This is a genomic window from Nordella sp. HKS 07, assembly GCF_011046735.1.
Lineage (GTDB): Bacteria > Pseudomonadota > Alphaproteobacteria > Rhizobiales > Aestuariivirgaceae > Taklimakanibacter.
On record NZ_CP049258.1, the window covers coordinates 6026678 to 6051337 of the forward strand.

Annotated in this window: 21 protein-coding genes; 10 read left to right on the plus strand and 11 right to left on the minus strand. The window is 63.2% G+C overall.

Annotated features, from left to right (window positions below; translation table 11 throughout):
• Window positions 1-13 precede the first annotated feature (13 nt).
• A complete protein-coding gene (locus G5V57_RS28365; protein ID WP_165171654.1) occupies window positions 14-670 on the plus strand; it encodes a glutathione S-transferase family protein in 657 nt (218 codons plus the stop codon).
• A gap of 4 nt (window positions 671-674) precedes the next feature.
• On the opposite strand, the gene G5V57_RS28370 is transcribed toward G5V57_RS28365, so the two are convergent.
• Window positions 675-878, minus strand: a complete 204-nt coding sequence (locus tag G5V57_RS28370) for a dodecin family protein (protein ID WP_165171656.1) — start codon at window positions 876-878, stop codon at window positions 675-677.
• A 110-nt stretch (window positions 879-988) separates the two neighbouring features.
• Here G5V57_RS28370 and G5V57_RS28375 point away from each other — a divergent pair, with 110 nt between their 5' ends.
• Together G5V57_RS28375 and G5V57_RS28380 are read left to right on the plus strand one after the other, a co-directional pair.
• Window positions 989-1405 (plus strand): DUF1489 family protein, encoded by a 417-nt coding sequence (locus G5V57_RS28375; protein WP_165174306.1) that lies wholly within the window; start codon window positions 989-991, stop codon window positions 1403-1405.
• Window positions 1402-1857, plus strand: coding sequence for a GNAT family N-acetyltransferase (locus G5V57_RS28380; RefSeq protein ID WP_165171658.1), 456 nt, complete (start codon window positions 1402-1404; stop codon window positions 1855-1857). Before G5V57_RS28375 ends, G5V57_RS28380 begins: the two co-directional genes overlap by 4 nt.
• Window positions 1858-1890: 33 nt before the next feature.
• Here G5V57_RS28380 and G5V57_RS28385 read toward each other — a convergent pair whose 3' ends face one another.
• The 5 genes from G5V57_RS28385 to panC all read right to left on the minus strand — a co-directional run bounded on the left by G5V57_RS28385 (window position 1891) and on the right by panC (window position 10410).
• The gene (locus G5V57_RS28385) at window positions 1891-3204 is read right to left on the minus strand and encodes a DUF1254 domain-containing protein (RefSeq protein WP_246737406.1); all 1314 of its coding nucleotides are present in this window, start codon (window positions 3202-3204) and stop codon (window positions 1891-1893) included.
• Between the two features lie 272 nt (window positions 3205-3476).
• The gene (locus G5V57_RS28390; protein WP_165171662.1) at window positions 3477-4595 is read right to left on the minus strand and encodes an adenylate/guanylate cyclase domain-containing protein; all 1119 of its coding nucleotides are present in this window, start codon (window positions 4593-4595) and stop codon (window positions 3477-3479) included.
• Window positions 4596-4607: 12 nt separating this feature from the next.
• Entirely contained in the window at window positions 4608-4973 is a 366-nt protein-coding gene (locus tag G5V57_RS28395) for a response regulator (RefSeq protein WP_165171664.1), read from the minus strand.
• Window positions 4970-9493, minus strand: a complete 4524-nt coding sequence (locus G5V57_RS28400; RefSeq protein ID WP_165171666.1) for a GAF domain-containing protein — start codon at window positions 9491-9493, stop codon at window positions 4970-4972. Before G5V57_RS28400 ends, G5V57_RS28395 begins: the two co-directional genes overlap by 4 nt.
• Window positions 9494-9567: 74 nt before the next feature.
• Window positions 9568-10410 carry a pantoate--beta-alanine ligase gene (gene panC / locus G5V57_RS28405; RefSeq protein ID WP_165171668.1) on the minus strand — a complete coding sequence of 281 codons (843 nt, stop codon included), beginning with the start codon at window positions 10408-10410 and terminating at the stop codon, window positions 9568-9570.
• A gap of 57 nt (window positions 10411-10467) precedes the next feature.
• Here panC and putA point away from each other — a divergent pair, with 57 nt between their 5' ends.
• The 4 genes from putA to G5V57_RS28425 are packed head-to-tail and all read left to right on the plus strand — an operon-like array spanning window position 10468 to window position 16364.
• Window positions 10468-13626: a bifunctional proline dehydrogenase/L-glutamate gamma-semialdehyde dehydrogenase PutA gene (gene putA / locus G5V57_RS28410; protein WP_165171670.1), complete on the plus strand. Its 3159-nt coding sequence runs from the start codon at window positions 10468-10470 to the stop codon at window positions 13624-13626.
• Entirely contained in the window at window positions 13623-14873 is a 1251-nt protein-coding gene (locus G5V57_RS28415; protein ID WP_165171672.1) for an NAD(P)/FAD-dependent oxidoreductase, read from the plus strand. Before putA ends, G5V57_RS28415 begins: the two co-directional genes overlap by 4 nt.
• 51 nt (window positions 14874-14924) lie before the next feature.
• Window positions 14925-15659 (plus strand): VWA domain-containing protein, encoded by a 735-nt coding sequence (locus tag G5V57_RS28420; RefSeq protein WP_165171674.1) that lies wholly within the window; start codon window positions 14925-14927, stop codon window positions 15657-15659.
• A gap of 12 nt (window positions 15660-15671) precedes the next feature.
• Complete coding sequence (locus G5V57_RS28425; protein ID WP_165171675.1) at window positions 15672-16364, plus strand: DnaJ domain-containing protein; 693 nt, start codon at window positions 15672-15674, stop codon at window positions 16362-16364.
• Between the two features lie 118 nt (window positions 16365-16482).
• Here G5V57_RS28425 and G5V57_RS28430 read toward each other — a convergent pair whose 3' ends face one another.
• A complete protein-coding gene (locus G5V57_RS28430) occupies window positions 16483-17973 on the minus strand; it encodes a D-alanyl-D-alanine carboxypeptidase family protein (RefSeq protein ID WP_165171677.1) in 1491 nt (496 codons plus the stop codon).
• A 297-nt stretch (window positions 17974-18270) separates the two neighbouring features.
• Here G5V57_RS28430 and G5V57_RS28435 point away from each other — a divergent pair, with 297 nt between their 5' ends.
• The 3 genes from G5V57_RS28435 to clpA all read left to right on the plus strand — a co-directional run bounded on the left by G5V57_RS28435 (window position 18271) and on the right by clpA (window position 21525).
• Window positions 18271-18615: a phasin family protein gene (locus G5V57_RS28435; protein ID WP_165171679.1), complete on the plus strand. Its 345-nt coding sequence runs from the start codon at window positions 18271-18273 to the stop codon at window positions 18613-18615.
• Window positions 18616-18798: 183 nt separating this feature from the next.
• Entirely contained in the window at window positions 18799-19122 is a 324-nt protein-coding gene (gene clpS / locus G5V57_RS28440) for an ATP-dependent Clp protease adapter ClpS (protein ID WP_165171681.1), read from the plus strand.
• 12 nt (window positions 19123-19134) lie between these two features.
• Window positions 19135-21525, plus strand: coding sequence for an ATP-dependent Clp protease ATP-binding subunit ClpA (gene clpA / locus G5V57_RS28445; RefSeq protein WP_165171683.1), 2391 nt, complete (start codon window positions 19135-19137; stop codon window positions 21523-21525).
• On the opposite strand, the gene G5V57_RS28450 is transcribed toward clpA, so the two are convergent.
• The 4 genes from G5V57_RS28450 to G5V57_RS28465 form a co-directional block, all read right to left on the minus strand.
• A complete protein-coding gene (locus tag G5V57_RS28450) occupies window positions 21522-21920 on the minus strand; it encodes a type II toxin-antitoxin system VapC family toxin (RefSeq protein ID WP_165171685.1) in 399 nt (132 codons plus the stop codon). The genes clpA and G5V57_RS28450 overlap by 4 nt on opposite strands.
• Window positions 21917-22168, minus strand: coding sequence for an AbrB/MazE/SpoVT family DNA-binding domain-containing protein (locus tag G5V57_RS28455; RefSeq protein ID WP_165171687.1), 252 nt, complete (start codon window positions 22166-22168; stop codon window positions 21917-21919). Before G5V57_RS28455 ends, G5V57_RS28450 begins: the two co-directional genes overlap by 4 nt.
• A gap of 86 nt (window positions 22169-22254) precedes the next feature.
• Window positions 22255-24213 carry an FAD/NAD(P)-binding protein gene (locus tag G5V57_RS28460; protein ID WP_246737407.1) on the minus strand — a complete coding sequence of 653 codons (1959 nt, stop codon included), beginning with the start codon at window positions 24211-24213 and terminating at the stop codon, window positions 22255-22257.
• A 1-nt stretch (window position 24214) separates the two neighbouring features.
• Window positions 24215-24649 (minus strand): HIT family protein, encoded by a 435-nt coding sequence (locus tag G5V57_RS28465; protein WP_165171689.1) that lies wholly within the window; start codon window positions 24647-24649, stop codon window positions 24215-24217.
• Window positions 24650-24660 lie beyond the last annotated feature (11 nt).

Genomic DNA, 24660 nt, shown 5'->3' on the forward strand with positions numbered 1-24660 from the left:
CAGGGAGGCCCGCATGGCGAAACTCCATCTCGTCATCGGCAACAAGAACTATTCGTCCTGGTCGCTCAGACCCTTCATGGCGCTCAGCATGGCGCACATTCCTTTCGAGGAGACCGTCATCCCCCTCAACCGGCCGGATACCGGGCGGCGCATCCGCGAGCATTCGGGGGCAGGGCGCGTACCGGTACTCCGCCATGGCACGCTCACCGTATGGGAGTCGCTCGCCATCCTCGAATATCTGGCCGAGATCTTTCCCGACCGGAAGCTATGGCCCGACAGCAAGGCGGCCCGTGCCGCCGCGCGCTCGGCCGCGGCAGAGATGCATTCAGGTTTCGCCGCCTTACGCAAGGTCTGTCCCATGAATCTACATCGGCCCCAAAAGGCCATCGCGCTCAGCGAGGAGGCTAAGGCCGACATCGCGCGCATCGATGCTTTCTGGCGCGATTGCCGGCGCGGCTTCGGAAAGAAAGGCAAATTCTTGTTCGGCGGCTTCGGCAATGCCGATGCCATGTATGCCCCGGTCGTGACCCGTTTCGATACCTATGACATCAAGGTCTCGCCTGAGAGCCGTGCCTATATGGACGCCGTCCTGGCAACGCCCGCTTTCCAGTCCTGGAAAAGGGCGGCCTTGCAGGAAAGCTGGCTCCTGGCCGATATAGAGGCCAGATGACCGGTCAGTTCTTGAGCAGGAAGGTCACTTTCATATTGACGCGCCATTCGGCGATCTTGCCGTTCTTGACGGTCGCTTTAATGTCCTGCACCCAGACGCCCTCGACCTGGTCCAGTGTCTGATCGGCGCGCTTGATGCCCTGTTCGATGGCGTCTTCGATGCTTTTCGAGGAGGCGGCGGTGAGTTCGATGACTTTGGCGACACTCATGGTCAATCTCCCGGTTATTCACATCATTTGCGGATAACCCAGCCCGGAGCGTTTGTCCGCATGGCGGGATCGTAGCATAATACACGGCCATTCAAAGAACGACCGTGACCATGCCTCTTCATATCATCAAGCTGTCCGTCGGCAGCGAAGACATTGACGACATGTACCGATGGCTCAAGGACTCGAAAGCCGGCCGCGACGAGTTCAGCCATACGACCCGCATGTTCCCGCGCCGCAAGGAGGAGATCCTGCCGGGCGGCTCGCTCTATTGGGTGATCCGCGGTGTCGTCCTGTGCCGAACACCGATCGCCGACCTCGTCCCGGTGACCGGCAATGACGGCATCGAGCGCTGCCGCATCGAGTTCAAGCATCAGATATTCCCGGTCCAGCCGATACCGCGCCGCGCCTTTCAGGGCTGGCGTTATCTCAAGGACGAGGACGCGCCGCGCGACCTGCCCAGGGGTGAGCGCGGCAAGGACATTCCGCCCAAGATGCGCAAGGAGCTCATCGAGCTCGGGCTTCTATGAGCGCTCTTGAGGTCCGCAAGCTCGGCGGCGGCGACGACCTCGCCGACGCGGCCGACCTTCTCATCCGCTTCTTCCGCGAAGAGCAGTTCGACACGCCCGACGAAATCATCCGGCGGAACACCGCCACGCTCGCCGGTCTCGACAATTGCGGCCTGTTCATCGCCGAGGCCGAAGGCGGCACGATCGGCGTCGCCACCGTCTCGCTCGAATTCGGCATCGAGTTCGGCTGGGGCGCCGAGATGGGCGATCTCTATGTGCTGCCCCAATGGCGCGGCAAGGGCGTGTCGCGCCAGCTTATTCGTTCGATCGAGGCGTTTCTGAAGGAGCGTGGCGCCAGTTTCTATCAGGTGACCGTAACCCCCTACGCCCGCGACGCCCATGATCTCGGCAAGTTCTATGAAGGCCTCGGCTTCGGCGGAGAAGGCCGGCTGATCCTGGCGAAACGCCTATAGGAGCGGACGTTAGAGCGCCGGACGTACTCCAACTCAGTTCATGCGTTGCACCGCAGGTGGCGTCCATGAGCCGTCAGTGATCGCGGCCTTCGGCCAGTAGGCGCGCATAAAGAGCGAGAAGTCGGCTCCCTTCGGCGCCGGCAGCCAATTCGCGCGCTGCGCCTCCGACGGTGGATCGGCCTGCACGTAGATTACAAGCGAGCCGTCGGCGTTGGTGACGAGCGTCCTATTCTTGGTTCCGACCGAGTAACGCTTGAGATCGTTCGGCGCGAAGAAGTGCTCGACGTCATAGAGCGTGAGCGACCAGAAACCGTTCACCGGCGGGGTTTGGTCCTTGGCGAAGGTCACGGTGTAGCGGTTGGCGCTGTTGAGTCGCGCGCCGGAAGCGTCGAGGTCCTGATAGAAATACTTCGTTTCGAGCGGCGCGTTGACGAGGATGTTGGACTTGGCGACCGCAGTGCGCGTGAATGTGTCGGTCCCGAATGCGGCGTTGTTGGAGGTGGTGCTCCAATTGTGCGGCAGTTGCAGTCCCCAGTTGCGAAATTGGAGCAGGGGCGCAACCATTTCACTTTCAGTTTTCGCTGCCTCGTCAATGATAGCCTTTTTGAGCGCGGGATCCCGCTTCGTCGCATCGACGAGGGCCTGCATTTGCGCGTAGCGCGCTTCTTCGCCGGGCAGCGGCGGCGCGTCGGCGAGGACGAGAGGCAGTTGATCGATGAACTTGTCGGGGAACACCCATTTGGTTTCGGCGCCTCCGCCCGAGCCTGGCGAGGGGAACTTCGGCAGCTTGCTCCAGTCGCGGCGCTTCATCGTTCCGTCGAATTCGGCGAGCGGATACATGTCGATGCCGCTGATAGCGTCCTGCGCCGCATGCTTGTCCTCCACGGTGTCATCGACGAAGACGCGCGGCGCGACGAAGCCCGTATTGGTTGTCGAGCGAAACATGCGGGTGATCCCCTTCGGGACATCGCCATGCCAATTCGGCCCGACGAGCAGGTAGAAGCCCGGCGTCGTGCCATACATCTTGCCGAGGGAAGCAAAGCTGTCGGTGCGCAGATCGACGATCTGATAGACCCAGAAGCGATCGCCAAAATCTGGAACCTGGATGACAACGGGACTCACGTCGAGCCCAAGCGGGCCGCCACCATAGGCGACGTCCTGGTTCGGGCAAGCGACCGCGCGTTCCGCGGGATCGATATAATCCGTAAGCATCGCAAGCCGGTTAACGGGCGCAAAGGGCAAAATGCCGTCCAACAAGCCCGGTTCCGGCGCCTGACCGAAACCGAGCCGCTTATTATAGATATTGAGCATCGGCCAAGCCCAGAAATAGGCGTCGCGCGCGACCATGCGGGCGTAAGACTCCGTGATTTTGACTCGCACGTCGGGACCAGACGGCATCGCGCGGCCCCATAAGGGAGAGGGCGTAAGATCCTCAGCATTCACTGGAAGCCCGGCAATGGCGCCAATCACTGCGCCCAGAGCAACTGCGGTCAGAGTTTTCTTCATCGGTTGGTCCTCTCAGTTGGCCCTGGCACGGCTGGTCAAAGCGCCAATAAGCTGGAATGCGATGCACGACATAACGGACATTGGCGAACAGCCTAATTTGATAAGCACACGACCTAGTCCCGCCAGCGGATGACATCGAACGCCGGCATCGGCCGGTGGAATCCCTTGAGCTTCAAGTCACCCAAGGGGCGCGCCTCGACAACGGGCTCGACGGGCGTAAAGGCCCGCTGGCTCGCCAGTATCTGGCCGGCCTGCGCTTCATCGCACAGCCTTGCGGCCAGATTGGCGACGCTGCCAATGACCGCATAATCGGAGCGGCGATCGAAGCCGATCCGCCCGATCGTTGCATGGCCGCGGGCGATGCCGATGCCAAAGCCGAGCGCATGTCCCTCGCGCTGCCATTTCACCGACAGCGCGCCGACCGCATCGCGCATGGCAAGTGCCATGCGCACCGCCCGCTCGGAATGATCGGCGCAGGGAAGAGGATCATTGAAGACGACGAGCAAGCCGTCGCCGATAAACCGCTCCAAGGTTCCCTCGTGCCGATCGATGATGGCACCAAGACAGGCATGGTACTCCGCGAGCACCGTCATGACTTCCTCGGGCTCGGCGACTTCCGCGAATGCCGTGAAGCCGCGCAGATCGCAGAAGACGACGCTCACCTCACGCCGGTGGCTCGCCAAAGGGTCCTCCGTCGCGCTCGAGGCGACCACCAGATTGGCAACCTGCTCGGGCAGGAAACGCCTCAGCCGGTTGATCCTTTCGATCTCCGCGACCTGCGCCGCCACTCTCTGCTCCAAGGATCCGTTCAGTGATGCCAGCGTTTCCGCGAGCGCCTGGACCTCGTCATGCAGCTTCTTCTGCCGCAGCATGGAGCGTACCCGGGCGAGCAGGGCCGAATGCTCGAAGGGCTTCGATAGAAAATCGTCGCCGCCGGCATCGAGGCCTTCGACGACATCGCGCGTGTCGGATTTGGCCGTGACGAGAACGACCGGCACCGCCCGCAGCACCGGATCCGCTTTCAGTTCGCGCACCACGCTGATGCCGTCGCGCCGTGGCATCATGATGTCGAGCAGGATAAGATCCGGGGCGAGGCTGCGTGCCGCGGCAAGTCCTTCCTCGCCATCGGCGGCCGTCACGACCTCATAGCCGTTCGCCTCGAGCCTGACCCGCAGGATCTCCAGATTCTCCGGCATGTCGTCGACGGCGAGAATGCGGGGAGGATCGTGCAAGTTGCTTATCCTCTATTCCAGGAATTCGCGGACCTTGGCGAGGAGCAGCCGTGGGCTGAACGGCTTGGCGATATAGGCATCGCATCCCGCCGCGCGCGCTTTTCTCTCGTCGTCGGACAAGGCATAGGAGGTCACGGCGATCACCGGAATGGCGCGCAAGCTGGGATCAGCCTTGAGGCGCCTAGTCGTTTCGTAGCCATCAAGCACTGGGAGCTGGATGTCCATTAGAATGAGGTCGGGACGGTGCGTCTGCGCCAGGGTGAGGCCCGCGGCGCCGTCCGCCGCCTCGAGAAGCTCATAGTCCGTGCCCGCGAATAGATCGCGCAGGATCTGGCGATTGTCCTCGGTATCCTCGATCATCAGGATGCGCTTGCTCATGCCGCGGCCAGTCCTTCATCTGCCTTGATCGGAATTCTCACGCGGAAAGTGGATCCGGTACCGGGGGTGGATTCGACACCGATGGTTCCGCCATGCATTTCGACGATGCGCTTCGAGATGGCGAGGCCAAGGCCGGTCCCGCCCTTAAGGCGCGTGCTGCTCTCATCGATCTGCTGGAATTCCTCGAAGATGCGCGCCTGATGCTCGGGTGCGATGCCGGGACCGGTGTCTCGCACCAGCACCTCGAAACAGCCGTCCTGCGCGCTCGCCGCGATCTCCACCGAACCGTTTTCGGTGAACTTCACGGCATTGCCGGCAAGATTGAGCAGAACCTGGGCCAGCCGGCGCTCATCGCCGCGACCCAGGGGAAGCCCGTCGGCGATCGTCGCCGAAAGGTGCAGCCCCTTCGCCCGGGCGAGGGGCTCCGTGGTGGCGGCGACGGTCTTGACGATCTGGCCGATGGCATAGTTGTCGATCGTCAGGACAAGCTGACCGGCTTCGATCTTGGAAAGGTCGAGCACGTCGTTGATCAGACCGAGTAGATGCCGCCCATTGGCCTGGACCCGGCCGAGCGTGGTTCTGGCTTTCTCGGGTAGCTCGCCATAGAGGCCGTCGGCCAGCATCTCGGTGAAACCGAGAACCGAATTGAGCGGGGTGCGCAGCTCATGGCTCATATTGGCGAGAAACTGCGATTTGTGGCGGCTGGCGATCTCGAGCTGGCGGCTCTTCTCCTCGATCTCGCTGTACATCCGCGCATTCTGGATGGCGAGGACCGACTGGGCCGCGAAGGTTTCCATGAGCCTGACCGTCGCGTCGGAGAACCGGCCTGGCGCCCGGCGGCGGACGACGAGGGCGCCGACGACCTTGTTGGGCCTGAGCAGCGGCACCACCAGGACGCTGCGGTAGCCCGCCTCGAGCACGATCCTGTGCACCTGCGTCGGGATGTGGTCGGCGAGATCTTCCGTCTGTATGGGCTGGCGCGCCCGCGCGGCGTCGCCGATGCCGGGATCATTGAGCCTGATCGGCTGATCGGAAATGGCATCGATCAGGTCGGCGCTCATCCCGTAGGTAGCCCTGAGGCGAAACTGGTCGGCCTGCGCGCTATAGACATAGATCGCGCCGGCCTCGGTGTGCGAGAGCTGCACCGCCTTGGCAACAATGGTCTGCAGCACGGTCTTGAGATCGAGGGTCGAATTGACCGACCGGCTGACGTCGCCGAGCGCCTTCAGCTCTTCGACCGAATGGGCGAGGTCCGAGGTGCGGGCCTGGACTTCCTCGAACAGACGGGCATTCTCGATCGCAATCACCGCCTGGTCGGCGAAGGTGGTGACGAGCTCGATCTGCTTCTCGGTGAAGGGGCGCACGGTACGACGGATGAGCGCGATCGTACCGATCACAGTTTTATCGCGCAGGAGTGGGACGCCCAACAGAGTATGCAACTCGGCAAGGTCCAGCGCCTCCTTCCAAGTATATTCCGGATCGGTTGCGGCATCGAGAATCTGGACGACCTTGCCTTCGACGAGAGTACGCCCGGTGACGGTGCCACGCGACAGCTCGACCGGCTCACGCACCATCAGCTCGGTGAATTCCTGCGAAAATCCAATCTGGCCGGCGCGGAAGAACCGTCCGTCTTTTTCACGCGCGATCGTCCCGCCATCCGCATCGCACAGCCTGACGGCGGTCCGGATGATCACATCGAGCACGGGCTGGACATCGGAGGGTGAGCGGCTGATGACATTGAGCACCTCGCCGATGGCGGTCTGATAGTCGAGCGTCTCCTGCAGCTCGCGGGTGCGCGCCTGCAGTTCCTCGAACAGGCGCATGTTCTCGATGGCGATCACCGCCTGGTCGGAGAATGTCTGGACAAGATCGCTCTGATGATGGCTGAATTTTCCGGGCTCCGGCCGGCCGAGGAAGAACACGCCTTCGACGACACCGTTCCGCAGCAAGGGCACCCCCATCAAAGCGCGGATATTCGAAACCCGGCTGAGAAACGGAGAGTCGAATTCGGGGTCTGCCAGAATATCTTCGATATGCTCCATATGGCCGGAGAGCACCACACGGCCGGAGATGCGGCTACGATCGATCGGTACAAGACGGCTGCGCATATCCGTTTCGTCTTCCGGTGTGCCTGCGAATATCGCGCCGCCGCGCATCATGTCGCCTTCACGCAGCATGATGCCGCCAAAGCTGGCCCCGCACAGCCGCGCGGCCGATCCGACCAGGGTCCGCAGCACAGTGGGTAGGTCGAATGTCGCGCGGCTGATCGCCTTGAGCACTTCAGCGGTCGCCGTCTGGCGTTCTATCGCCTCGGTCAGGTCGCGATTGCGCGCCTGCAGTTCCTCGAACAGCCGGGAATTCTCGATGGCGACCACCGCCTGGTCGGCGAAGAGGACGAGCAGGTCGATCTGCTTCTGGGTGAAGGGGCGCACTTCGCGACGCCTCAGCGTCAGAACGCCGATCGCCTTGTCCTCACGCAGAAGCGGCACAGCCAGAATGGTGCGATGACCGAGGCGCTCCGCCATGGCCTGGCCGGCCGGATATTCCTCCTTCTCCAGCACGAGATCATGCACATGCACGGGCGCGCGGTCGATATAGGCGCGCCCAGTGGCCCAGTCGCGCGCGATCGGCCAATTCCTGAAATCGATCGGAATCGGGCCGTGATGAGCGCGCAGGACGAGCGCATCGCCGTCGGCGAGCAGGATCGCGGCGTCATAGGCCTCGCAGAGCCGTGCCGCACTCTCCGTGACAGTGTTGAGGACCGGCCCGACGTCGGTCGGCGACGCGGCGATGGCGCGCAGGATTGTGCTGGTCGCCATCTGCTGCTCCAGCGCCTCGCTGAGCTCGTGATTGCGCAATTGTAGCGTCTCAAAGAGGCGAGAATTCTCAATTGCGATCACTGCCTGATTGGCGAAGAGGACGAGCAGCTCGATCTGCTTCTGGCCGAACGGGCGCATTTCGCGACGCCTGAGCACGAGAGCGCCGATCGCCTTGTCCTCGCGTAGCAACGGCACAGCCAGAATAGTGCGATGGCCGAGGCGCTCCGCAATGGCCCAACTGGCCGGATATTGATCCTTCTCGAGCGCCAGATCATGCACATGCACGGGTACGCGCTCGATGACGGCTTGTCCCGACACCAATTCGCGCCCGATCGGCAAATTCTTGAATTCGACCGGGAGCGGGCCGTGATGGGCGCGCAGGACGAGTTCATCGCCATCAGCGAGATAGATCACCGCGTCATAGGCCTCACAGAGGCGTGCGGCACTCTCCGCGACAGTTTTGAGGACAGGCCCGACATCGGTCGGCGAGGCGGCGATGGCGCTCAGGATCGTGCCGGTCGCCGTCTGCTGGTCGAGCGCCTCGGTGAGCTCGCGGTTGCGCAGCTGAAGCGTTTCGAAGAGATGCGCATTCTCGATAGCGATGACCGCCTGGTCGGCGAACAGGACAAGCAAGTCGATCTGCTTCTGGCTGAATGGCCGCTTTTCACCGCGGCGCATGGTGATCACGCCGATGGCCTTATCCTCGCGCAGCAGCGGCACGGCCAGGATGGTGCGCCAGCCGAAGCGTTCCGCCAATGCGTAGCCCTCCGGGAATTCGACCCGTTCCGCCAGGATGTCATACACCTGAATGGGCTCGCGGTCGCAGATGGCGCGCCCCGACACCCAGTCGCGCCCGATCGGCCGGCGGACGAAATTGAGCGGTATCGGACCTTGATGGGCGCGCGGGATGAGCATGCTTTCCTCCGCGAGCATGATCACCACATCACGGGCCTCGCAAAGCCTGGCCGCACTTTCCGCCACCGCATCGAGTACGGGCCCGACATCGGTGGGGGAGCCGGCGATGGTGCGCAGGATCGCGCCGGTCGCAATCTGCTGGTCCAACGCCTCGGTAATATCGCGGTTGCGCGCCTGGAGGGCGTCAATAAGGCGCGCATTCTCGATGGCAATCACCGCCTGGTCAGCGAATGTCGTCACCAGCTCGATCTGCCGGTCGGTGAAGGGCTCGACTTTGAGATGGACGAGGGCCAGAACACCGATCAACTCGCCCGAGCGCAGCAGGGGAACACCCAGCATCGTCCGGATATTGCCGATTTTCGCGTTCTCTTTGTAACCGTATTCGGGATCCGACCAGGCATCGTCGATGATCGTGACCCGCCTGTTGAGCGCTGTTCGCCCGACCATGGAATCCCGCCCAAGCCGATAGGTCCGTTCGCGCTGGGTCTCCAGGAATTCGGGGCTCAGGGCATAGCCGGCCGCCCAGCGCAGGAGGGTACCGTCCCACCGGAATATCTGCCCGAGATTGGCGCCGCACAGACGGGCCGCCAGTTCAACCACGGTGTCAAGCACCGTCTGTAAGTCGAAGTCCGACCGGCTGATCGCTTTCAGGACCTCCGCCGTCGCACTCTGCTGCTGGCGCGCCTCGGCCAGCTCCCGTTTGCGAAGATCGACTTCGCCCTTGAGGCGCGCAAGCTCCTGCGTTACCGGGTTGCGGCCGCGCTTCGACTGGGATTTCGACACCACGCCGGAATACCTCCGGACAGACAGGGCGCCCCGACGTGACCTTACGCCAGGATCACCTTCCGAGTCGATGACGGTTAAACGGCGATATTATCGATGAGACGCGTATTGCCGAGCCAGGCCGCGGCGAGGAGCCGGAGCGGCTCGTCGGGTCCCTTGGGCTGCGCCAGCGTCTCGGCGTTGCGGGCCGCCACGTAATCGACACGGAAGCCCAGCAACGCCAGCGACCGCCTTGCGACGCCGGTGGCGCGCGATGGCCTCTGGCCGGCTCTGATCTTCCTGGCGGCGTTGACGAGCTTCTGATGGAGGGCGGCCGCCTTATGATGCTCCGTCTTGCTCAGATAGGCGTTGCGCGAGGAGAGAGCCAGGCCGCTTTCCTCGCGAACCGTCGGCACGCCGATGACCTTGATCGGCAAATCGAGATCGCACGCCATGCGCGTCACCACCATGAGTTGCTGATAGTCCTTTTCGCCGAACATGGCGAAGTCGGCCTGCGACTGGGCAAAGAGCTTGGCGACGATGGTGGCGACGCCGTTGAAGAAATCCGGTCTGAACTTATCCTCGAGTCCGGCCTTGGCTGGCCCCGTCAGAACGACGCTGGTGGCGAAACCCGGCGGATAGATTTCCTGCGGCTCAGGCGCGAAGACCAGATGCGCGCCGGCTTCCTCAAGCCGGGCGACATCGGCGGCCTCGGTGCGCGGATAGCGGCCGAGATCCTCATGCGCCGCAAACTGCTTCGGATTGACGAAAATCGTCGCCAGCACGCGATCGGCCTGTTTGAGCCCTTCGCGGACCAGAGTGATATGCCCGTCATGCAGAGCTCCCATGGTCGGAACGACGGCACTGGTGAGGCCTTCGGCGCGCCAGACCGTGGTCTCCTTGCGCAGATCTAGAATGTTACGGACGACCTTCAGAGACATTTCCGATTTGCCCAAGAGATGCTAACCAGTGGCCCCCGTTTAGCATCATCCGGCAACATGACCACTACTCCAGCTCTTCCCAGCCGCGCCCCGATCTCGAATCTCCTCTTCGCGGACGAAACCGCCCTCGTCAAGTCGCTCAGCACGGAGGCCCGCCTTTCACCCGAACAATCCCGCCAGGTGGCGGAGCTCGCCCGCCAGCTCGTCGCGGCAGTCAGGGCGGGACGGCGCCAGCAGGGCGGCATAGACGCCTTCATGCAGGAATACTCCCTCTCATCCGAAGAGGGCGTGGTGCTGATGTGTCTGGCCGAAGCTCTCTTGCGCATTCCCGATGGCGAGACGGCCGACAAGCTCATCGCCGACAAGATCGGCGGCAAGCAATGGGACCGCCATATCGGCCAGTCGGAATCGATTTTCGTCAATGCCTCGGCCTGGGGCCTCATGCTCACCGGCCGCTTCGTGCAACTGGGGCAGGGCACCACCACCGATATCGGCGGCTATCTCAAGCGTTTCGTCTCGCGCTCGGGCGAGCCCTTCATCCGCAATGCGATGAAGCATGCAATGCGCATCATGGGCAAGCAATTCGTGCTCGGCCGCACCATCGAGGAGGCGCTAGACATCGCCAAGCCGCTCGAGGCGCAGAACTACCGCTTCTCCTTCGACATGCTGGGCGAGGCCGCCTTCACCGCCGAAGACGCGCGCCGATATCTCAAGGCCTATGAGAACGCGATGAGCGTCGTGGGCGCGCGCGCCGGCTCCGGCGGCGCCGACGGCATATTCGGCAAGCCGTCGATCTCGGTGAAACTGTCGGCGCTGCATCCGCGCTATGAGGAAAAGCAGGAAGCGCGCACTATGGCGGAATTGCTGCCACGCGTCGTCGAACTGGCGCACCAGGCCAAGGCGCTCGATATCGGCCTCACCATCGATGCCGAAGAGGTGAACCGTCTCGATTTGTCGCTCGAACTGTTCGGCCGCCTCGCGCACGAGCCTTCGCTCAAAGGCTGGAACGGGCTCGGCCTCGCGGTGCAGGCCTATGGCAAGCGCGCCAGGCCGGTGCTGCAGTGGCTCGCCGATCTCGCCAGCCAGACGGGCCGCAAACTGCCGGTGCGCCTGGTCAAGGGCGCCTATTGGGACACCGAGGTCAAGCGCGCCCAGGAAGCGGGTCTCGAAGGCTACTCGCTGTTCACCCGCAAGGTGTCGACCGATCTGTCCTATCTCGCCTGCGCCAAATATCTCTTGTCGCGGCGCGATGTCTTCTATCCGCAATTCGCCACCCACAACGCCCATTCGCTCGCGGCGATCACGGTGATGGCGGGCGATGACCGCTCCTACGAGTTCCAGCGTCTTCACGGCATGGGCCAGGCGCTCTATGAGGAAGTGGCGCGCATTCCGAAAATGCGCCAGCCCTGCCGCATCTATGCACCCGTCGGCAGCCATGAGGATCTGCTCGCCTATCTGGTGCGCCGCTTGCTCGAGAACGGCGCCAACACCTCCTTCGTCAACCGGCTGGCCGATGACGAGGCGCCGATCGGCGAGATCATCGCCGATCCGGTGGAGCAGGTGGCGGGGCTCAATTCCATTCCGCATCCACGTATCCCGCTGCCGCGCGACATCTTCGCGCCGCGCATCAATTCACGGGGCTATGCGCTGTGGGACGACCGTACCCGCGAGGCGATGCTCGCCGACATCGGCAAGGTGCTGGCGAAGCCGGTGAAGGCGAGCGCCCTGGTGAGCGGCAAAGTGGGGAAGGGCGGACCTGTCCGCGCCATCACTTCGCCGCACGACCGTTCGGTCCAGGTTGGTGAAGTCGCCGAAGCCGACGAGAAGGCGATCGCCCAGGCGATGAGCGATGCGGCCAAGGCCAATGCCGGCTGGAACGCCAGGGGCGGCGCCGCCCGCGCCCTGATCCTGGAGAAGGCCGCCGAACTTTATGAGGCCAACACGGCCCGCTTCATGGCGCTGCTCATCCGCGAAGCCGGCAAGACACTCGACAATGCGCAAGCCGATCTGCGAGAGGCGGTCGATTTCCTGCGTTATTATTCCGAGCGCGCGCGCAAGGAGTTCGAGGCGCCGCAGCGCCTGCCGGGCCCCACCGGCGAATTGAACGAGATCACGCTCAATGGCCGCGGCGTCTTCGCCTGCATCAGCCCGTGGAATTTCCCGCTGGCGATCTTCACGGGTCAGGTGGCGGCCGCACTCGCCGCCGGCAATGCCGCCATCGCCAAGCCCGCCGAACAGACGCCGCTCATCGCCTTCGAGGCGGTGAAGCTTCTGCATGAGGCGGGTGTCCCGCCGGACGTGCTCCAGTTCCTGCCCGGCGACGGCGCCCGCATCGGCAAGATCCTGCTCGCCCATCCGGCGCTGTCGGGTGTGGCCTTCACCGGCTCAAACGACACCGCGTCCATCATCAACCGAACGCTCGCCGCGCGTGACGGCGCGATCCTGCCGCTCATCGCCGAGACCGGCGGCATGAACGCGATGATCGTCGATTCATCGGCACTTCCCGAACAGGCGGTGCGCGACGTGCTGGCCTCCGCCTTCGATAGCGCCGGCCAGCGCTGCTCGGCGGCGCGCGTCCTTTTCGTCCAGGAGGATATCGCCGGTCGGATGATACCGATGCTCGAGGGCGCCATGGCCGAGCTCACCATCGGCGATCCGCTCGATTTCGCGACCGATGTCGGCCCGGTGATCGACGAGGATGCCCGCAACATGCTCGACGACCACAAGAAGCGCATGGCCAGGGAGGCGAAGACCATCCTCGACATGCAGCTGCCCAGTGCCACCAAGGCCGGCACTTTCGTGTCGCCGGCGGCCTATGAAATTCCCTCGCTCTCGATCCTCAAGCGCGAAGTCTTCGGGCCCGTTTTGCATGTGGTGCGCTTCGCCGGCGACCGGCTGGCGGAAGTCTGCGACGCGCTCAATGCCACGGGCTTCGGCCTGACGCTCGGCCTGCATACCCGTATCGAGACGACGGTGGCGGAAGTGCGCGCGCACGCCCGGGTCGGCAACATGTATGTGAACCGCAACCAGATCGGCGCCGTCGTCGGCGCCCAGCCCTTCGGCGGCGAGGGATTGTCGGGCACCGGCCCCAAGGCCGGCGGCCCCAATTATCTCAACCGCTTTGCGACCGAGCGCGTCTGCTCGGTCGACACGACGGCGTCAGGCGGCAATGCGGCGCTGATGAGCATGGGCAGCGGAGAGCGGGGCGCCGAATGACAGAGCCCGCCTGCGACGTCGTCATCCTGGGTGCGGGATTGGCGGGCGCCGCGGCGGCTTGCGTCTGTGCCGGACGCGGCCTCAAGACGATCATTCTCGAAGCGCGCGACCGCGCCGGCGGGCGCGGCTTCACGCGTCCCTTCGCCGGGACTCGCGATCTGTTGGAATTCGGCGGCGGCTGGATCGCGCCCTGGCATGACCGAATCCGTCACCACGCCGCGCGGACCGGGATCACGCTCAGGCCAACTCATCCGGTCACGGAGCATCGTGTCCATGACGGCGACGGCCTGCAAGCGAGGGTGCCCATTTCGCCGGCTCTCGCGGCGATCCAGGCCGACGCTATGCTCTACAAGTCCGGCGAACCCTATCCATGGCAGGGCCCGCTGTCGCTGACGCAGTATCTCGATCGCATCCAGGCATCTGCCGAGGACCGCGCCTATGCGCTCGCCTGGTGGACGATCTCCGGCAATGGCGATCCCGACCGGATCTCCGCCGGCGAATTCCTGTCGAGCTGCTCTTATGGCGACGGGACACCAGCGAGCATGATGACGGCGCTGGCCCACACGCTGGTACCGGGTGCCGGCATCCTAGCGGAGCGGATGATCGCCGCCTCCAAGGCCGATCTGCGCTTTCATGCCGAGGTCAGCGAGGTTCATCGCGATGCGGAGGGCGTCCGCGTGACATGCGCCGATGGCGCGAGCATAGCGGCTCGCGCGGCGATTGCCTGCCTGCCGTTGAATGCACTTTCGTCAGTTCGTTTCACGCCCGGTCTTTCCGCACGGAAGCGCCAGGCGATCGAACTGGGCCATGGCGGCCGCTCGATCAAGCTCTGGCTGAAAGTGAGAGGCGTCGCCCCCGGCATCCTGGCGAGTGGTGGTTCGGGCGGGCTGCGCTGGCTGTTCGCGGAACGCTCAGGCCAGGACGGCACGACATTGATCGTCGGCTTCGCCCTGACTGATGGCACGCTCGATCCGCACGATCGCGCTTCGGTGGCCCGCTCGCTGGCGCAATTCCTGCCCGAAGCGGAACTCGTCGCCTGGGACTGGCATGATTGGGTGGACGATCCCTTCGCGCGCGGCACATGGGTGGCCCTGCCGGCGGATGCGACCTGGATAGGCGATACCGAAACCTGGAAGCCGGAAAAGCGGATCGCTTTCGCCACATCCGATTTCGCTGCTTCCTCCGCCGGCTGGTTCGAAGGCGCGATCGTGAGCGGCGAGGCCGCTGCCCGAGAAATAATCCTTTGAATCATGCTAGGCTTACCTATCTGTAGCCTCGTTTTGTGAGGAGGGCGGCGGATGGCCAATGGCAAATCCAACGCGCCGGCGAAAACCGGCACGGCACAGTCTGAGATTTCGGCCGCCGAGGATGTTTCATCCTTCCTCGAGCAGGTGAAACGTATGCCGCCCGCCCAACGCAGCGCCGGGACGCGCGGTCGCCTCATCTTCGCCATGGACGCGACCATGAGCCGGCAGCCGACCTGGGACCGCGCGCTCCAGATCCAGGGCGAAATGTTCGTTGAGACCGAGAAAATCGGCGGCATCGACGTCCAGCTCGTCTATTTCCGCGGCTTCAATGAATGCCGCGCCTCGAAATGGGTGAGCGAGCCCTCGACGCTGGCAGGGCTGATGACCGGCGTCGATTGCCGGGGCGGCAACACGCAGATCGGCAAGGTGCTCGGGCATATCCGCCGCGAAGCCGGCCAGAACAAGATCAGCGCCGCCGTCTATGTCGGCGATGCGATGGAGGAGAATGTCGACCGCCTGTGCCAGACGGCGGGCGAGATCGGGCTTCTGAACGTGCCGATCTTCATGTTCCAGGAAGGCCACGACATGATCGCCGAGAAGGCCTTCCGCGAGATCGCCAGGCTGACGCGCGGCGCCTATTTCCGCCTCGATGCGTCCTCCGCCCGCCAGCTGCGCGAGCTTCTGGCGGCGGTCGCCGTCTATGCCGCTGGCGGGCGCCAGGCGCTCGCCGATCACAGCCGCGAGAAGGGCGGAACCGCGCGCCTTCTCCTCGAGCAGCTCAGGTGATAAGGGCCTGACATGCAGAGTCTCATAATTGCGCTGGCGATCGCCTTCGGCGGCTATTGGCTGTTGCGGCAATTCGTAGCGACGCCGGCGAGCCAGGCGGCGGGTTTCATGCGCAAGGCCGGCGGCGTTGCGCTCCTCGCCGTTGCCGGTTTCCTCACTTTTCGCGGCGCCTTCAGTGCCGCCGTGCCGATCTTCATTGTCGGGCTGGGACTGCTCGGTCAGTCAGGGCTTTTCCCCGGCGGTTTTCCCTGGGGCCAGAAGACGGCGGGCCAGCGCTCGCGGGTCGCCACCAGCCTTCTCGCCATGGAGCTCGACCATGATTCAGGCCGCATGGACGGTCAGGTTCTGGCGGGACCTTACAAGGGCCGCCTGCTGTCGGCGCTCGGCAATGACGAACTCAAGGCGTTCCACCGCCAATGCACGGCGGTCAATGACCAGAGCCGGGCGCTGTTCGAAGCCTGGCTCGACCGCAGCAAGGCCGGCTGGCGCGAGGCCTGGCAGGCGGGCCCACGCGTCACTGGCGCCGCCCCCTCGGCCGTCATGAGCCGGGCCGAGGCGCTCGCAGTCCTAGGTCTGAAGGAGGGCGCCAGCGCCGATGAAATCCGTCACGCGCATCGCCGGCTGATGAAGGAGTTCCATCCCGACCGCGGCGGCTCGGACTACCTCGCCGCCAAGATCAACCAGGCCAAGGACGTGCTGCTCTAGATCACGCTGAGTTTGGATTGAGTCAATCCAAATCATAAGCGTGATCGATTTTAATATTTTAGCGCGGGATTATTGCGAAAAACCGGGCGTCCACTTTTTCGCATCCCGCGCTAAGTGCTTAGGACTGCGGTGCCAGCGTCGAGCAGTCGACGCCCTTGCGGGACAGGGTCTTGCAGGCGCTCTTGGCGCCCTTGGCGGTGAAGCCCGACATGCGCGCGCGGAAGATGGTCTCTTCGCCCTTCTTCACCTCGATAGTAAAGGCCTGCTTGTCGGAGAACAGCTTGGGGCTCGCACTGCGCGCCGCATAGAGGGCGTCCTGGGCTTCCTTCTTGGAGGCATAGGCGCCGAGCTGGATATTCCAGGTGGAAGCGACGGAAGCGACGATGACCTGGCCGCCTTGCGTTTCAGCGGGCTTCTTCACCTTGAAGGGAAGCGCTGCCGACATCGTGGCCTGGGTCGGGGCGAGGGAGGCGACCTGCGGCGTGGCATCGGGACTCGCGACTTCGCCGGAGACGCGCGCAAGGTCGGCCTGATCGGCGCTGACGGCCGCATAGGTCGTGCCGGCGAGGCCAGAAGCGCTCTGGGCCTGGGCCGCAAGCTCAGCACTATCGAGGCCGCCAACATCACCCTCGGCTTCCGGCATCTGGTCGTCGGCGCGGCCGGCGCGCCGCTTTTTGGCGGGTTTGCTCGTCGCGGCGCTGACGGGCGGGCTCTCGATGGAGGCGACCTGGATTTCAGCGCTCGGGCCTGGCTTGGTGCCTTCGATGGCGGTAGCGAGCTTGGTGCCGCCCACGCATTTCGGGAAAGCCTTGTTGAGCATGGCGATCATATAGTTGTCACGCGAGCGGCCTGTCTGACCGCCCATCACCACGCCGATGATGCGCTTGTCGCCACGTTTGGCGGAGGTGGTCAGGTTGAAACCCGCGGCGCGGATATAGCCGGTCTTGATGCCGTCGGTTCCCTCGAAGCGGCCGAGCAGGCGATTGTGACTGCGGATCACGCGCTTGCCATAGGCGAAGGACGTCGTGCGGAAATAGGGAAAGTACTGCGGGAAGTCGCGCTGTACCCTGAGGCTAAGCGTGGCGATGTCACGCGCCGTCGTCACCTGGCGCGGATCGGGAAGGCCCGAGGCGTTGCGGAAATTGGTCCGTGACATGCCGAGCGTCTTCGCCGTCCTGGTCATACGCTGCGCGAAAGCCGCCTCGCTGCCTTCGATACGCTCACCGACGGCGACCGCGATATCGTTCGCCGAAAGCACGACGAGCGCCTTGATCGCTTCTTCGACGCTGACTGTCCCGCCTGCATTGACGCCGAGCTTGGTCGGCGGACGGCCCGCGGCATAGCGCGAAACGGGGATGCGGCTGTTGAGCGTCAGGCGTCCCGCCTTCATCTCCTGGAACAGGATGTAAAGCGTCATCACCTTGGTGAGGGAGGCCGGATAACGCGATCCGTCTGCGTCGCTGGAGAACAGAATCTCACCGGTGCGGGCATCGACCGCCAGAGCGGAGAATTTGGGCTTTGCCGAAACGGGCTCGATGGCGACGGCAGCTAAAATGAGAAGCAACGCCAAGCTGAGCCCCACGCGGCGAAGCACCGTCCAAACCATCATCGAATTCCCCTGATGCGGAACGACTCCGCTTTTAGCCCATTCCGTAGCGTTCCGGCGACTGAAATCGGATTCAAGCTTACTAGCGCAGGTCTAGTCTTTTAATCCTGTAACAGTCTCGGATTGCTCCACTTCCCGGCAATTTCGCTCAGACGCGCTTACTATTCAGTAAACTGCATTTTTCCGCAAAGGAAGAAAAATTGTGCACTGCAAAATAAACTTGACTTCCATTGTGCAGTGCATATATTGCCTTGCATCAAGAGACGCGTTGCATACCCAATTCAGCAGGAGATTTCCTCAATGATCAAGTCGTTTGAAGATTTCCAGGCGCTCGGCAAAGACAGCGTTGACGCCTATGTCATTTCCGCTACCGCCGTCAGCAAGGGTTTCCAGACCATCGCGGCCGAGGCCGTCGATTTCTCGCGCAAATCGTTCGAGCGCGGCACCGAAGCCTTTGAGAAGGCCTCCGCGGCCAAGTCGTTCGACAAGGCTCTCGAAGTCCAGCAGGGCTATGCCAAGGAGGCCTATGAGGCGTTCCTCGGCCAGATGAACAAGTTCGGCGAACTCTACCTCGCGACCGCGAAGGAAGCTTACAAGCCCTTCGAGTCGAAGTTCGCTGCCCTGACGCCGAAAGTGACAAAGTAAGTCTGGATTTCAATCTAGGCTTTTTAAACCCGGGGACTTCGGTCCCCGGGTTTCTTTTTGCCTGAATTGGCGGCGAATTGGAGCTAATTGGGCGAGCCATGCGGCTCGCGCCCGGGCGGGACGCAAATTAGCCGCCTTTAAACCTCTCCCATTCTTCCCCGCAGCGCATATATAATCGGTCACATGAGCCAGCGAGACTCGAAACGCGACAATGGACAGACGGGTGTGATCACCCGGACGGCGGTCAAAACCAAGAGGCCGTCGCTGTACAAGGTGCTTTTGCTGAATGACGACTACACGCCCATGGAGTTCGTCATCGTCGTGCTGGAACGGTTTTTCAACAAGGGCAGGGACGAGGCGACCCGGATCATGCTGCATGTGCACCAAAAAGGTGTCGGCATCTGCGGGGTTTATACGTTCGAAATCGCGGAGACGAAGGTGACGCAGGTCATGGACTTTGCGCGCAAGCACCAACATCCGCTACAATGCACGATGGAAAAGGAATAGGAGCTCACGAGGGTGCCCACATTCTCCCACAGTCTAGAGAAGGCTCTCCACCGCGCGCTCGCCATCGCCAATGAGCGCAGCCATGAATATGCGACGCTGGAGCATCTGCTTCTCGCTTTGACCGACGACAAGGACGCCGCCGCCGTCATGCGCGCCTGCAGCGTCGACATCAATATCCTGCGCCGCAATCTCGAGAGCTATATCGACAACGAGCTCGCCAATCTCATCGTCGACAATGTCAAGGAATCCAAGCCGACCGCCGGGTTCCAGCGCGTCATTCAGCGGGCCGTCATCCATGTTCAGTCCTCGGGCCGCGACGAGGTGACGGGCGCCAATGTGCTCGTCGCCATCTTCGCTGAGCGCGAGAGCCACGCCGCCTATTTCCTGCAGGAGCAGGACATGACCCGCTATGACGCGGTCAACTATATCTCGCACGGCATCGCCAAGCGCGCCGGACTGTCGGACTCCAGGCCCGCCCGCGGCGTCGAGCAGGACCAGCAGAATGGCGACAACGAGACCGGCGAAGGCAAGAAGAAGAACGAAGCCGACGCGCTCGAGGCCTATTGCGTCGATCTCAACAAGAAGGCGACCGAAGGCCATATCGACCCGCTCATCGGGCGCGAGCAGGAGGTCAACCGCACCATCCAGATCCTGTGCCGGCGCCAGAAGAACAACCCGCTGTTCGTCGGCGATCCGGGCGTGGGCAAGACGGCGATCGCCGAGGGCCTGGCACGGCGCATCGTCAACGGCGAAGTGCCGGAGGTGCTGAAGGACTGCACCATCTATCAGCTCGATATGGGCGCGTTGCTCGCCGGCACCCGCTATCGCGGCGATTTCGAGGAGCGGCTCAAGGCGGTGATCAAGGAGATCGAGCGCCAGCCCGGCGCCATCATGTTCATCGACGAGATCCACACGGTGATCGGCGCCGGCGCCACATCGGGCGGCGCCATGGACGCCTCCAATCTGCTCAAGCCGGCGCTGGCCGGTGGAAACCTGCGCTGCATCGGCTCCACCACCTATAAGGAATACCGCCAGCATTTCGAGAAGGACCGCGCGCTGGTCCGGCGCTTCCAGAAGATCGACGTCAACGAGCCGACGGTCGAGGATGCGATCAAGATCCTGAAGGGCCTCAAGCCCTATTTCGAGGAGTTCCACAAGGTCCGCTACACCGATGATGCCATCGAGACGGCGGTGCAATTGTCGGCGCGCTATATGAGCGACCGCAAGCTGCCCGACAAGGCGATCGACGTGATCGACGAGACCGGCGCCTCGCTGATGCTGCTGCCGGAGAACAAGCGCAAGGCGGTGATCGGCGTTCCCGAAATCGAGGAAACCGTCGCCACCATGGCGCGCATCCCGCAGAAGACCGTGTCGAAGGACGACGCGACGGTGCTGCGCGAGCTCGACAAGGAACTGAAGCGTATGGTCTTCGGCCAGGACAAGGCGATCGGCGCGCTGTCGAGCGCCATCAAGCTCGCCCGCGCCGGCCTGCGTGAGCCGGAGAAGCCGATCGGCTGCTATCTGTTCTCGGGCCCGACCGGCGTCGGCAAGACTGAAGTCGCCAAGCGGCTCGCCGAGGTGCTGGGCGTGAAGCTTCTGCGCTTCGACATGTCGGAATATATGGAGCGCCATTCGGTGTCCCGCCTCATCGGCGCACCTCCGGGCTATGTCGGCTTCGACCAGGGCGGCCTGCTCACCGACGGTATCGATCAGAATCCCTACTGTGTGCTGCTTCTGGACGAGATCGAAAAGGCTCATCCCGATCTCTTCAACATCCTGCTGCAGGTGATGGATCACGGCAAGCTGACCGATCACAACGGCAAGACGGTCGAGTTCCGCAACACCGTGCTGATCATGACGACCAACGCCGGCGCCCAGGATCTCGCCAAGGCGGCCTTCGGCTTCACCCGCAGCGTGCGCGAAGGCGATGACCAGGAAGCAATCACCCGCATGTTCTCGCCGGAGTTCCGCAACCGGCTGGATGCGATCATTCCCTTCGACCATCTGCCGCCCGATGTGGTGCGCAAGGTCGTCGAGAAATTCGTGCTCCAGCTCGAGGCACAGCTGTCCGAGCGCCAGATCAATATCGAAATCTCCGAGGAGGCGGCGAGCTGGCTGGCCGAGAAAGGCTATGATCAGCAGATGGGTGCAAGACCATTGGCCCGTGTCATCCAAGAGTATGTGAAGAAGCCCCTGGCCGAGGAGGTGCTGTTCGGCAAGCTCGCCAAGGGCGGCACCGTGCGCATTCTCCTGGAGAAGGCTGACGACGGCGAAGGCAAGCTGCATTTCGACTATCTCGGCCGCGACGAGGAGAAGGCGCTGCCAATGCCGCCCGATCGCAAGGCTTTGCCGAAGGCAACCAAGCCGCGCAAGACGCCGAAGAAGAAAGAGAAGCTGAATTAAGAAAGAAGGTGGGTAGGGCGACCCTGCGCCGATAGCAAGTCGACGGCTTGCTTGTCGAAAGAGGCGAAGGTTTCGCCGCCTAGCCACTGGCCCTCATGGGCCATGACGCCATCGGCAAAATCTCCCCCGGCTTCAAGTATTGCCAAGCCTGCTTCAGCGGCGGGGCGGTTCATCACAACATTATTTGCCGCCATCAAGTAGCGGATTGCGGCGGAAGATTCTTCATTCGACATCTTCGCGCCGCGCCTCAATACCCACACCAGCTCACACAGGCAAGGCAGGGAGACGGCGATCAGCGATGCTTCGCGCAGTAGCCGATTGGCCACGCGTGCCTGCCTCGCGTCGTCCTGCAGCACGGCGCGAACGAGAACGTTTGTGTCGACGGTGATTTTCACTTTTCACCGGCCCAACCGGCAGCAGTGATTTCGTTGATCTCCTCGATCGTGAGCGGTTTCTTGGTTTTGCCAGCAAGCAAGCCGATGAAACCGTCTATAGATCCACTCGGTCGCGCCGCCTTCAGCATGACTCGGCCATCCGGTAGCAAATCCAGCTCGATCCTTTCGCCGGGTTTGATGCCAAGATGTTGCAACACGTCCTTGCGAAACGTGACCTGTCCGCGGGTCGTAACCGTCAGCTTCGTCATAATGGAGGCTCCTGGTTTCGACTTTCAATATAATGCAATTATGCATTATATACAACGACCCACGAGAACTACCTGGCAAATATCTGTTATTTCAGCCCAATCATGTCGCGCGGCGGCCCCGGAAAATCGGCGAAGGCCGGCAGCCCTGGCGAGTGGCCGAGAAGATCACGCACCGCACGCGCCGCCTGATCGATGGCGCAATTCGCGTATGGATAGGCGCCTGAATCGGCATTGGCGATGGCGATCCGCCCCCAGCTTTGGCGCGCCGCGGTGATCGGGAGCGGACCGTCCGGCCAGAAATTGTCCCAGGGCCGTTTATATTCGCGCGCATAACCATGCGCCCAGCGGTTGATGGTGATCGCCTCGATGTCGCGCGCCGGATCGAAGCCACCGCCGGCAAGGGCACGGCCGAGCAGATCGCGGATGTGATGCTCCATCTCGGCGAAACTCATCTGCATGAGCAGGCGCCGTCCGGCAAAGCTCTGGGTGTTGGGCGCCTCACCTCGCTCCCCGAGCGGCACCTTGAACAGCGACAGCAGCGCCGGGTCGTCGGGCGTGCGCGTGAAATGATAGCCGCCCATGCTGACCGGGAAGTCCATCGTCGCGCCATGCCAGTAGGCCGCCGGCGATTTGAAGCCGCGGATGCCGAGCCTGGCGAGCGACCGCCAGTCGCGGACAAGGACATTGGCCACCACCAGCGGAACCTTCTGCTGATCGTTGAGGGCTTCAATCTGCGCCGGCGCGAGCTCGTTGGTGAGGTAGGGGATGACGCGATGCCAGCAGGCGAGCACCACATGCCCGGCCTGGACGGTCCTGAGCCTGCCCTTCGCGACATAGGTGACCGTCACCGATCCGGCGCCGCCGGGCGTGCCGTCATGCGCCACTTTCACGACCGGCGCCGCAAGTCGCAGCCGCACCTTGTTGCCCGTGAGATCGAGCTTGCCATAATCGACCGGCGTCACGACCAGGCTTTCCATGCCGCGCCCTTTGAGTGCCGCGGGTATCATCGCCCGCACCAGAGCGCGGGCGATGCCGGCATTGCCATCGGGAAAATGGAAAATATAGGGATCGGGATCGGTGAGATAGCGCCGCGCGCTGGCGCTCATCGTCCGATGCGGCTCATCGCCGAGATCCATGCCGTCGAAGCCCGGCTCCCAGTCCCCCCAGGCATCGAGCGCCGAAACACCGTCGGCGCCGATGCCGAGATAGCCCTCCGTCGCCTCCTGGAAATAGGTGACAAGCTGTGGGTCATAGCCACAGGTCTCGGTAAGGAAGCCGGCATAGCTGATGCGCGCCAGGATATCGAATTTCTCAAGCCGCGATCTGCCGGAGAGATAATCGCGTGGCGCGTCGATCAATTCGATGAGATCGCGCCGGGCCTTGGGATTGAGCGGCGTCCGCGGCACCCAGCCGGCGGCTTTCCTTTCGATCCTGACCAGCCGGTCGACGCCGAATTGCTCGCGGCAAAAGAAGGCCGCCGGGCCAAGCTTGTGCCGCGCGGCCCAGTCCTGGTCGTAGTATTTCGTGAACTTCTCTGTATCGACGGCGATGTCGCGCAGCAACTGCTTCACAGCGGGGGAAAAGTAGCTCGGTGTCTGGAGCGATTGCGATCCGCCATAGCCGATGATCCTAGTGCCGTTGTGAGCCGTGAATTCATTGCGCCTGGCATGGCCACCGAAATCGTCGCAGTTCTCGAGGATGAGCACCCGGGCCTCGGCGCCCGCCTGCTGCCGATAGAGATAGGCCGTCAGGCCGCTGATGCCACCGCCGACCACCACGAGATCATAGATCTCACCCGTCGCGTCGGGCGCTCTGGCTTTCTCCCAGAAGGCGCCATCGCGCAGCGCGTGCAGGAGACTGAAGGATGCTTGCGCCTGTCCACGCAGGCCGGTCAGGGCCGGCGGATAGGGGGCAGGGCCGGTTTCGGCCAGCACCGTACCTGTCCCTGCCGCCGCAAACGCGCCGGCGGTGACCAGCATGCCGTCCAGAAACTCCCGCCGCGTGATCTGGCGATCCATGCCGAGCGCGCGCTCATCGTGAGACACTTCAGGTCTGCGGCGAGTTGAGCGCCTTCTTGATCATCTCGGCCTGGCGCGCAAGCAGGGCCTGGTCTGCCATCTTGCCGGTATGGGGGCGCAAGCCTTCGCCCACGCGGCGGGGGATCACATGGACATGAAGGTGATAGATAGACTGGCCGGCGGCCGCCTCGTTGAACTGCTGAACCAGGACGCCTTCCGTGCCGAAGGCCTCCTTCACGGCACGCGCGATGACCTGGACAGTCTCGTAGAGCGACTTGAAGGTGGCCGGATCGGCATCGAGAAGATTGCGCGAGGGCGCGCGCGGGATGACCAGGACATGCCCGTCGGCCTGCGGCATGATATCCATGATCGCGACCGTGTCCTGATCCTCATAGACCTTGATGGAGGGAATCTCGCCGCGCAGAATCTTGGCGAGGACATTGTTCGGATCATAGGCGGGCATTGCGATACTCC